Raw genomic sequence first — 11507 nt, forward strand, 5'->3', positions numbered from 1 at the left:
GTTTAGTTCTTTTTTTTTTGGGCAGCAGTGGTTCAATTAAAGCCCACTCGCTGTCTGTCAAGCTACTTGAGTATGGCATTTTCTATCCATTATACTCTCTCACAAAGATCCGTTTAGGGGTTCTATAAAGAAGAATTTATTGAAACCTTAGAGAGTCTCACTGCTAGCGACTGGAATAATCCCACATTAGGAGAGGTAACTGAGGCTGATTTTCGAGAACCCACCAATGAGGAACTACTGGGACTTTACGAAACCATTGAAGAACGATTACACAATTTGCGTCATTGGCTGAATATCGATGGCGAACCCTTGAATGTTCCTCTGTTAGCCCCTCCTATCGACCCCCAACAACTGCAATTAGCTGCCTTATCTGGAGTTCCTGCTACTGCAGCTCAGAGCTTTGCTCAAATGGCTCTACCTTATACTTTCGAGGAGATTCTGGCTAAAGCTCAATATTACACTCAGGAACTGATGAAGTATTCTCTACGGATGCAGCAAGCTCTAGAAAAACGAGACGATCGCCTACTCCAAGAAATTAAGCAACAGCATGAGAAAGATTTGTTTAAATTCAAGATTGATGCTCAAGAACAAGCGGTTGAGATGGTTGATGTAGCTTATGATGCCTTAGATTATGCCAAGAATGTTCTTCTAGTAGAGCGCGACGGACAGAAAAAGTTCGCTGATGAGTTTATGAATGGTCATGAAGAAACCGCTATGGGGCTCACAGCAATCAAAGAAGTGTCGATGATTTTGGCTAGTGGTATGTCAGTAACTCAGGCAGTTTCTGCATTACTGCCAAACATTTTTGGTTTTGCTGCTGGGGGAAGTAAGACAGAAGCTCCTGCCAAAAGTGGTAAGGAAGTTGCTAAATTAGCCGCCGATATGCTTCAAGATGTCATAGATACTTTCAAAGATGTCGGAAGCTACCATCGTCGCCAACAAGAAGCTCAACTTAACTATGATGTGCTGGTGGAGAAAATCAAAGAGATTGAATTCAATATATCTGATGAAAGTGAAGCGAAAAAGGAAAAGGAAATACTCAAACAGCTTCAGTCGGAGCGTGACCAATCTAAATATTTAGTAGAATTTCACCAAAGTCGCTTTACAAGTAGTCAATTCTATGATTGGTACATCGGGCATATTAGCAGTCTCTACCGTTCCTCCTACGATACTACTGTCAAGTTTGCCAAGATGGCTGAAAGCGCATTCCGAATGGAGACTGGAGACCCCACAGCTACCTTTATTGGCTCTCATTGGGATCAAGGCACTAAAGGAATACTTGCTGGTCAGGCCCTCTGGTTAGACTTGCAACGGATGGATTTGGCTTATTGGAGTCGCATCGAGCCTGAGGCTAGTATGGCCAAAGAAATTTCACTCCTAGAATTTGACCCATCTTCTCTAGCATCTCTCCAGTCTCGTGGTCAAACCATCTTTTGTCTCAAAGAAGAGTTATTTGAGGAAGACGATCCGACTCTTTATGGCCGAAAAATTGAAAGTATTCGGGTTTCTATTCCCGCTTTGGAAAATCAACGATGGTCTTGTTGCGGTCGGTTAACTCAAATTGATAGCCGACTCTACTATAGCCGTCACAAAGATGCTAACCACTCTATCTTTAATCCCTATGCTTATCAAAGTATAGTTTTAGGGGGATGGCAGACTGACTCTTCTAAGGTAAAATTACCGAAAGGTCGTCTCAAACCCTTCCAAGGCACAGGAGTTGACTCAACTTGGCATTTATCTTTCCCTACAGTTGTCAAAGCTATAGGGGAAAAACGCCGTCATTTTCCTCAGAAAGAAATGCTGAAGCTCATTGATGATGTGGTGATTGAAGTGACTTACAGCGCAAAGATGTAATATCATGTTCGGTTGAATACTTACACTTTGGAGGAAGGAAGGCAGAAGGCAACCCACCCCTAACCCCTCCCAGGAGGGGAAGGCAGAAGGGAAGAAAAGGTTAAAAGGGATAAAGTTTTTTGATCACTGGTAATCTGGACATAATATCAAATCCGGTTAATTGCACATAAAAAAATTCTCCAATGGTCATAAGTAGGCCCATATTTGTAATTCTCTCTCCTCCTGACTCCTGACTCCTGACTCCTGACTCCTCCTGAGTTAACCATTCTATAACTGTTTAACCGGACTTGATATAAAATAAGCGATCGCTCCTCAACTAAGAAGGTTGGCGATCGCTATTTTTACTCATCCCTAATTATAGAAAAAATTAGGAATCAAATTAATCTACTCTTTCTAATTGCCAGAGAAGTTAAACTAAGCAATTCCATCACTAGAATTACTCGTCTCCAAAACCGGACGTGAGACTTTCACCTCATCCGGCTCCTCAGTGATTTGGCCCTAATCAAAATGAGCACCTCTACCGCTATTCTTAGCAGTTTTCAGATCGTTGCAATCTCTATGCAGTTCAATAGCATCCAATACTTTCCCCTCCTTAGCTTTTGAGTAGTACAACAGTTGAAGCAAAGGACGTGGACAGCCAAATAATCTAAAACTTACACCAGGTAAGATTTTTCCTTCTGTCTCCCCCCTTTCAAAGGGGGGTTGGGGGGGATACCCTCTGCCTTCTGCTATACAAGCACTCTATTTGTCCAAAGGTTGAAAGTCCTTTTGCCTACTCCATTGACATCCTCCCGAGGCTGACCTGCTCATGCAGCGCGGGATTCCCATCCATCATTCAAACAGACGCTCGCTGAACAAATGACTCAGGGCAGGTTGACACTTCACTGGAAAATGCTGGCTTTGCCAGTCTAACACTTCCTCCATGTCCGTTTAACTTCTCCGAGTGCCCCTCGGCGACTTGATTGAACAGTTACAGTAATCTTAACCTTGGTTTTTGGTTAAGCAATATTTCTATGTTATATGTTAACAGATTATCTGTAAAACCGCAACATTGATTGGACATTCATCCCGACCCTCCCCTACGGGAGAGCGCGGGTCTTGTGCCAACATTTTGATAAAACCAGTCCTTGTTAACATTCTCCTGTCTAACAATAGGAACTTCTGTGTGTTTCAATAGCTTGACTCGACTGCCATCCTCATAACTACAGGAAAATTCCTTTTTGTTTTCCCCAGAATGCCAATACTTTTGAGAAACCCAGTCATTATTTTTATTGGAATGTCTTCTTCTTGCCCAACGCCAGAGTTTTTGGTACACTAAATGATCCAAATCCCTAAAGGTTTTCTTACTCACCACAGCCGAGTAATAGTTTACCCAATCCCGAATAATAGGATTAAGCCTTCTAATTAAAGCAACCTGTGGTGCAGACTTATGTCTATCTATAACCTCAGCGATTTGACGATAATGACTCCTCATGCTCTGGTCACTTGGTTTGACCTCAATTTTAAAACCAAGCTTACCTTGATTTGTGCCCACCTCATATTGCCTGATGTTGAACCCCAAGAAATTAAACCCTGGTTTTTCTCCACCATACCCATATAGAGTATGAACTATTCTTGTCTCACTTGGTTTTAACTCCAGCCCCATTTCAGACAACCACTCTCCAACCTTTACCAGGCATTTTTGAACCACATCTATATCTTTGTGAGCGATCGCCAAACTACTACCATAGCGAACCAAACCCAAGTATTCACTCCTATCAACCCTTGATATCTCATACCCGCTTTCCACAGATTGAAAATCAAAAATTTCAGCATACTCCTTGATTTGCTCCTCCATACCATGAAGAGCCACATTTGCCAGAAGTGAAGAAATAACTCCACCCCTTGCCATCTGCTCCTCCATTGGAAACAAACCTTCCCCATCCATCACACCAGCCTTCAACCAAACTTTGATTTTTCGACGCAATGTAGGATAAGTACCCAGCTTTTCCAGTAATAGTTCGTAGTTAATACCCTGAGAAGACTTAGCAATGTCAGCCTCAAGCACATACTTAGGCTCCAGCTTGACAAAACCAAAAATTGCTTCTACGGCATCTTGAGGCGATCGCCCCGGCATAAACCCATAACAACTAGGTTCAAAAATAGCCTCCCATTCTGGCTCCAGAACCATCTTGACAAGTATTTGTAGAGCGTAGTCCTCTATAGTGCCTTTCTTAGACTTAACCTTGCCAGTTATGTCCAAAGTTTCAGCCAAAGCAAACAGCTTTTCCGAAGACAAAATTTTCTCACTCTGGTTATCTTGAATTACCCCACGCACCGCCAATAACTTAGCGTACCAGGACTTCAGCAAAGTTTTTTGGGGCTTACGAAATGCAACAAAATCACGACTCTCAGAGGCTCTGTAGATTCTTTCCTGTAACTTAAAGACCTGACGCTCAACCTTTAACCAGTTAATATCGCGCCATTCCTGCCATTCCGCCGTAGTCTTCAAACTCGTATTGGACATTTCTATTACCTAATCAAACTCTACATTCCAAATCACCGTGTGTCCGTCAGCCTATCCCATTACATTAAATAAGGGCCTTTGCTTCTGACACAATCCTTCCCAATCAAACATCCGGTTAGCACCTACTTGATTCAGTTATCAGTTATCAGTTATCAGCAGTCAGTTATCAGCAGTCAGTTATTGTACTCTAAAAAAGAGTTGTAGCACTCGCCATATGCGCCTTTTAAATATAGTCACGGCAAGAATTTAACTTCTGAGTTCTGAGTTCTGAGTTCTGACTTCTAAATAACTATTCAAGAGTTTTTCATGGGTTACTTCGTTCCAAATGACCTTATTTATATACCTTTAGGATGATGCTTTACGCCGGGTTTAGGGGAAGTGCTTATTAGCCGAACCAAATCTCGCTAACTCCCTATCCTCTGCCTTTTGGCTCCAGTGTCACAGCTTCTTTCACTGGTTGAAAATTACGACGCTTCAATTACATCTTCGCTCCTCGCTATCCAATGGGTATTGTGCTCAATGGAAACTCATTTAAGCTTTAAGTTTTACCACCTTTTTACCCCGCTTTACGGATTGATGGCTAGTCGCTACCGTAGGGGTAATGCTGTCAACCCTGCACCTGGGCGGAAGGAATCTCACCTCCAAGGTCATTTAGTTATAAGGCTTATGGCCTTACTCTACTCACGTCTTATAGCATTTGAAGCAAAGAGCGCGGACAGCTCAAGAATCTAAAACTTAGACCAGGTAAGATTTTTCCTTCTGCCTTCTGCCTTCTGCCTTCTGCCTTCTGCTAGGATGATGCTTTACGCCGGGTTTAGGGGAAGTGCTTATTAGCCGAACCAAATCTCGCTAACTCCCTATCCTCTGCCTTTTGGCTCCAGTGTCACAGCTTTTTTCACTGGTTGAAAATTACGACGCTTCAATTACATCTTCGCTCCTCGCTATCCAATGGGTATTGTGCTCGATGGAAACTCATTTAAGCTTTAAGTTTTACCACCTTTTTACCCCGCTTTACGGATTGATGGCTAGTCGCTACCGTAGGGGTAATGCTGTCAACCCTGCACCTGGGCGGAAGGAATCTCACCTCCAAGGTCATTTAGTTATAAGGCTTATGGCCTTACTCTACTCACGTCTTATAGCATTTGAAGCAAAGAGCGCGGACAGCTCAAGAATCTAAAACTTAGGCCAGGTAAGATTTTTCCTTCTGCCTTCTGCCTTCTGCCTTCTGCCTTCTGCTATAACCTGATAGCCTTGACTTTTAGCAGAAACGAATCGCACTTTGGTTTCCTTCGCGACGTACTCTAGATACTACCCAGTTCCGCCAGACCCAATGGTCTCCACGACTGGTGACAGCACTGGCATTGATGTCCATTAAATCTGCTAACTCTGAGCTGGTGATTAGATAGCCTTTACTGGCCACTTCATCAGCTATGTGTAAGGTTTCTATTAAGTTGCGCAGTTGCCCAACTCTTTGCTCCCTGGGCATATTTTCGAGTAATTCGTTTGTTGTGTCATTCATGGTAATTATCAGATTATTTGGTCAGATACTACGGCTTACGATTCTATCGTTTTGTTTCCAATCTTGCTTAATTAGTTTTGAATATTCTAGGCTAACTCTGGTTGAGAATTGCCGTTAGAGGTGAAAGATTGTTTTCTCCTCACAACTTTTTTTCAGCTTAAGACTGGTTTTAATATAGTATAAAGTTATGTCTATAAATAGGAGATGATTGTTCCTTGAAATTACATATATCATCTGAAAGCTGAATTTTTTTATTTCCCTATATCCCGCAGAACTTTTTTTTGTAGTTAACAAGTCCACATTTTGAATATTTTTTCTTTTGTAGATATTCTATGTCTTTATAAGTATCAATACTAAAAGTCTTATTTTGGCCTGAGATTTGACAACTTAAATTTTTTTAATTGTTGAAGAAGAAGTGGGGGGGTAGGGCATGACTAATTCTTTGTCGTCAGAGAATATTAATAAGAAATACATTTGTGCAAATATACGAATCTCCCCACACTTCCCCTCCTGGGAGCAGGGCTAATTCTTTGTCGTCGCCCGAATATTTACAACCCTATATTTTTTTATATCTTGCGACCCCCACACCTCCCACACTTCCCACCCCCTCCTCCTTTTTTCTAAGCGTGACAATAAATTGACCTTGGGGGAGTAGGGGGAATTTTCTGAAAATCTTCCTTTTTCAGTAATACTATTTTCGCGATCGCCCTTCTTGTGATATTCTTAATTATTGCGTTGAATAAAAAATCATGTTTATTTTCAAATTTACCCCAGTTTATTTACTATATCAGAATTTTTTCTGGCGTGCAACCTTAATTTCATCCCCCTGCCGTTTTTTATTGGAGTGCTAAACACAATGATAAATAGAATAATTTGGTAGTCCTGTGGAGCGTAATGGTAAATGGGGTAATGGTAAATGGGGGTCATTTCAGTGATCAGTTATCAGTACCTCTGCCTGAAGTCAGAATTTTGAATAAAGCCAAAAATTTATCGCTTTTAGGCAACAGCTTCGGAAGGCAACGGGCAACAGGGAATATATAGGAAAAAAGTATTTTTGCACATAAGAGATGCACCCGAAAAACTAGCTTTCTATGGGCGGATTTGGTATGAATAACTTTAATAGTAGTAATCTAGCAATTTTTAATTAATCATTAGATTTTTTTAAGGATTGCATAATAAATTAAGTTTGCTAAAATAACTAAAAGTTACACCACTTTTCAAGTAAATGAGGTACAGTAACAGAAGAACAATATTCATTATTCATTCATTAAAATAATGATTAGATAATCTGTACCTCATAAACCTGCAATGTGCTGTAAATCAGAATCAAAAAATACAAGAATAATTGATAGCAATTTCTGTATAAATTAAAGATATTAACTAGCCTTGAAAACGAGAGAATATCGAGAAAAAAATCTGAATATCCAGTAAGCATTTCCTGGGGAATGCTGCTCAAACAGCTATTAACTGTCAGCTCTCAGCTCTGATAAATTTTAATGAATATAGACTATAAAGCTAGCTTTGATAGTAAGTGTAAATTATGACTAAATTAGTAAAGCTTTTATCTAAAATTAAAAGTAATAACTGACGGCTGAATGCTTACAATATTCATGGGCGATGTGCTAATTGCTATATATATTTTGCTGAAAAAGTGGGGAAACTCCGGTGTAATTCCGAGGCTGTGCGGCAACTTTCAATAATTATTAATTATTAATTAATTACCTCTCCTTTAAAACGGATAGGATTGAATAATCATGAAAATTTTTCTTCTCTTGCTCCATTGGATATGGCCAGGTCCCCTCGCCATCCCACCCTACGGGAAGCTACGCTAACGACCGCTTTTATCCCCTTAAAAGAGGAGGCTTTAAACCACAATTTTTCGGTAAATCGACAAATTGATAAAAGTATTTAATATACAAAATAAATAACTACTTACTAATCAAAAGAACTCGATCGGCCATAACACCTACTTATCACTTGTCAACCCTAGCTTCCTGCCTGAAACAGGAAAGGATAATTAATGAAATATTCAACTCAAAATTCCGAAATCAAAGCACAAAAAAATCTGACTTCAACAGAAGAAAGAAATAGTATATCTACAAATCATAAATTACCTCCATTACCACTACAAAGACCTTTATTATTGATAGGTCATGGGACACGAGATGCTGACGGAAAACAAACTTTCTTAGATTTTGTTGCAGCTTATCAAAATTTAGATAAATCTCGACCTGTGATACCTTGCTTTTTAGAATTAACAGGTCCAACTATTCAAGAAGGAGTAGATAAATGTGTAGAACAAGGTTACACAGAATTATCTGCTTTACCAATTTTATTATTTGCAGCTCGCCACAATAAATTTGATATTACCAATGAATTAGACCGAGCAAGACAACGACATCCTCAAATAAAATTCCATTATGGGCGACATTTTGGCATTACTCCCAAGATTTTAGAATTGTGGCGATCACGTCTCACAGAATTAGAAGAAACTAATTTTAATCCCTCCGAAACAGTTTTATTATTTGTAGGGCGAGGTTCGAGCGATCCCGATGCTAATGGAGATGTTTATAAACTAGCTCGAATGTTATGGGAAGGCAGTGGATATCTAACAATTGAAACTTGTTTTATTGGCATTACTCATCCTCGTTTAGAAGAAGGTTTTCGGCGGGCTAGATTATATCAACCGAAGCGTATTATTGTTTTGCCTTACTTTTTATTTACCGGAGTTTTGGTCAAGAAAATATTTGATATTACTGCTCAACAACAAGAACAATATCCAGATATTTCTATGACTTGTCTGCCAGAAATGGGAGCACATCCAACATTATTAGAATTATTACGAGAAAGAGAAATAGAGACACAATTAGGAGAAGTAAAAATGAACTGTGAAATTTGTAAGTTTAGGTTAGCTGCTGTTACTAATGGAGAAAATTTTCACGGTCATCATCACCACCATCACGACCATTCTCACTCACATCATCATCATAGTAACGACCATAATCATTCTGTGGTTGACCCCTACGCTGAACCCGAACAATATCATCAACGTATCTGGCAAGTTCCATAACAATAAGAAAAGCTAACTACTGAATATTTACTTTTAACTATTGCTGTCATTTTGAGAGGGGAATATTAGGATTAATATTTTAGGGAAAACATTAATATTCCCCTTAGCAATCTTAATCGGTATGCAAATATATTATTGAATTTTTATGGTTTGATCATCAATTAATCAAGGTAAATTCAAAGTTCTATAGAGTAGTAGTGAAATGTCTTTTGATTTTACAAATCTCAACTTTTATAATGACAACTCATGGCTTTAAGTCAAGATATATCAGTTTTTATGCTTCTTATACCCCTACGATATTTCTCCAGTTCATAAACAGAGAAAATCATTGCTTGACTTAATCAAAATTTTTTTTGTTTATGTTGAATTTCAGGAAATTGCAGATAGATTAGGTATAGAAAAAGAATTTATAAAAAGACAGGAAAAATATAAACGCGATCCCCACAAAAGTATAACATTAGCAGATTTGTTACTTTTGCTTATTTCTGTTATTGTGGCTTTTATTCTTGCTCTATCATCTGCTCTTTTAATATTTTTTTCATACTCACTAATCAAAATTTTAATCCCTTTGATTCCAGAAAACACAACCTATGCTAATTTACTTTTTAATTCAATATCTTTGAGATTTTTAATATTATTGATATTTTTGATAATTACAGCAGTAATATACCCTGTATATTTTTTGATATATTATAAATATTTAGTCAGTTTTGCAAACGATATAAACTATAGATATTTTACCGAATAATTAATAATTAAATAATTCACCTTTCAAGCCTCCCCAATAAAGGGGAAAAAATAAATTTTTTCCCTACCGCATTAATCCTCTCCCTAAAAGGGAAAGGTAATTATCCATGATCCATGATCCATTATCCATTAATGAAATTTATTGGTAGATTGTCTTTTATGATTATAATTACAATAATATATCTTTTAGTAGAATTAAATCATGCTCAAGCCTTAGAAGATATGAATTTAAGGATTAATATTCTTCAGCGTATGAAAAACTTAGTGCGACTTAATCGACTTTTATCAATAAAGATATCTAACCAAAATACAAGTTATCAAGAATGGATAAAAGAACATTTTAAAAAAATAGAGTTTTTTCTTTGGGAAAGAAGTCGATGGGCTATTGTTCCAATATCTTCTACTAGGGAAACCTTAGAAAAAGATTTTCACTATTTGCTAAACATTTATTGAACAGGTAGATATGGTGATTTTGTGTCGTCAGGAGATATTCCAAAAAACTTTAATTATGAGAATAAAATAGAAGAAAAATATAGCAAAGATAGTTTATTCAATAAAATTGTAAATTTTGTGCTAGCAATTACACCTCTGATTATATTGTTGATTTTATTTATATTGATTGAAGCAGAAATTATAAAGAGTAGAAATATCCCACAAGATGTTATTTTTTTAATTGCTATATCTTGGCTTTTGCTTCTCATTAACAGAATTCTAAAACTGGGAATTATTGATTCGATAGTTAAGATTGCTCAAGGAATTAAAGATTTGAATAAGTAATTTAGGAAATAGTATTTCTAAGGTAATTTAATCAGCAGTAAGCATATACTATCTCAATATTTTTGATAAATTTAATTCCTATTATGATGGGGAAATTTCATAGAAAAACAAACAATGATTTAAGAATTAGAAGATTTAAAAAATAGTATTTTAGAACAGCGCTACGAACATGCTTTAGCTTTGATATATGAATTAGATGGCATGAGTTGGCAAACAAAAATTACAGCGGATTCCAGGTTTATGAGGTACAGAGTAAATTGTAAAAATATTGTACCTTTTCAGAAAATCTAGTGTAGCTTTCATATCTTTCCAGGTTTTTACTGTTGCCCTTACCTTATCTGGTTGATCATTATAATATTTTTTTTCATTACTTTTTGTTATTGTGTTTATTAAATTGTTTCTTGAATCTATCGCTTCTTTTTTGTGTTCCTCTTTTCCTCGAAACCATGACTTTTGAGTATCTCTAAATGCATATGTTTTCGTTGTTTCTGTACCTTCCTCATTTATGAAACCGTTATCTTTATAGAACCCATTTGAGATCTATATAATTATGGTAGTCAAGTCTTTTCGCGCATTAATTTTGAGGAAAATTCAGTTGAAGGAGTGTTGAATTTTTTGTATTATCTCTCCCCAAATCTTCCCTCTTAACCTTTTCTCTCTTACCTTCTGTCTCCTGTCTCCAGTATAGCTGTCTCCTAGTCAAAAAAACTTGATATTTATATGAAGATACGGTTAGGGGTTCTATATCCCCAAACGTAAACATTTACCTCCATAGGTACTGCTGCTGACGAACCAGAAGAAATAAGCTTCGATTCTTTCACTGGCATCCGCGACACTTGTGTTATTTTGTTACATATTTCTTCAAGCTCAGTTTCTCCTTTTTTAATGATTTTTTCTCCATGTGCAATAGACTTGTCGCGAAATAAAACCTTAAAGTGAAATGGGAAAATTCTGGTTTTCACTGATTAAATTATCCTGCCATTAAGTAGAAATTCCAGAGTCCAGCCGCAGTGAACATGAAGCGATCGTCGCGC

The 11507-nt window shown here is 37.6% G+C and carries 7 protein-coding genes; 5 read left to right on the plus strand and 2 right to left on the minus strand.

The features are described from left to right. Window positions 1-276 precede the first annotated feature (276 nt). The gene (locus F6K27_RS30595; RefSeq protein WP_287279638.1) at window positions 277-1854 is read left to right on the plus strand and encodes a hypothetical protein; all 1578 of its coding nucleotides are present in this window, start codon (window positions 277-279) and stop codon (window positions 1852-1854) included. A 1063-nt stretch (window positions 1855-2917) separates the two neighbouring features. Here the strand turns inward: F6K27_RS30595 and F6K27_RS30600 are convergent. Together F6K27_RS30600 and F6K27_RS30605 are read right to left on the minus strand one after the other, a co-directional pair. After that, complete coding sequence (locus F6K27_RS30600) at window positions 2918-4360, minus strand: group II intron maturase-specific domain-containing protein (protein WP_287279639.1); 1443 nt, start codon at window positions 4358-4360, stop codon at window positions 2918-2920. Between the two features lie 1258 nt (window positions 4361-5618). After that, a complete protein-coding gene (locus tag F6K27_RS30605; protein WP_124147250.1) occupies window positions 5619-5879 on the minus strand; it encodes a hypothetical protein in 261 nt (86 codons plus the stop codon). Window positions 5880-7899: 2020 nt separating this feature from the next. Between F6K27_RS30605 and F6K27_RS30610 the strand changes: the two genes are divergently transcribed. The 4 genes from F6K27_RS30610 to F6K27_RS30625 all read left to right on the plus strand — a co-directional run bounded on the left by F6K27_RS30610 (window position 7900) and on the right by F6K27_RS30625 (window position 10473). Then, window positions 7900-8949 (plus strand): sirohydrochlorin chelatase, encoded by a 1050-nt coding sequence (locus F6K27_RS30610; protein WP_287279640.1) that lies wholly within the window; start codon window positions 7900-7902, stop codon window positions 8947-8949. A 328-nt stretch (window positions 8950-9277) separates the two neighbouring features. After that, window positions 9278-9697: a hypothetical protein gene (locus tag F6K27_RS30615; RefSeq protein ID WP_287279641.1), complete on the plus strand. Its 420-nt coding sequence runs from the start codon at window positions 9278-9280 to the stop codon at window positions 9695-9697. A 131-nt stretch (window positions 9698-9828) separates the two neighbouring features. Next, window positions 9829-10149, plus strand: coding sequence for a hypothetical protein (locus F6K27_RS30620; protein ID WP_287300950.1), 321 nt, complete (start codon window positions 9829-9831; stop codon window positions 10147-10149). Window positions 10150-10170: 21 nt separating this feature from the next. Then, on the plus strand, window positions 10171-10473 hold the full coding sequence (locus F6K27_RS30625) for a hypothetical protein (protein WP_287279643.1): 303 nt from the start codon (window positions 10171-10173) through the stop codon (window positions 10471-10473). Window positions 10474-11507 lie beyond the last annotated feature (1034 nt).

It is taken from the genome of Okeania sp. SIO2F5 (assembly GCF_010692685.1).
Classification (GTDB): Bacteria; Cyanobacteriota; Cyanobacteriia; order Cyanobacteriales; family Microcoleaceae; genus Okeania; species Okeania hirsuta.

Coding starts and splice junctions, on each gene's coding strand:
- F6K27_RS30605 (WP_124147250.1), bottom strand. CDS start 5,879: ATGAATGACACAACAAACGAATTACTCGAAAATATGCCCAGGGAGCAA.
- F6K27_RS30610 (WP_287279640.1), top strand. CDS start 7,900: ATGAAATATTCAACTCAAAATTCCGAAATCAAAGCACAAAAAAATCTG.
- F6K27_RS30600 (WP_287279639.1), bottom strand. CDS start 4,360: ATGTCCAATACGAGTTTGAAGACTACGGCGGAATGGCAGGAATGGCGC.
- F6K27_RS30620 (WP_287300950.1), top strand. CDS start 9,829: ATGAAATTTATTGGTAGATTGTCTTTTATGATTATAATTACAATAATA.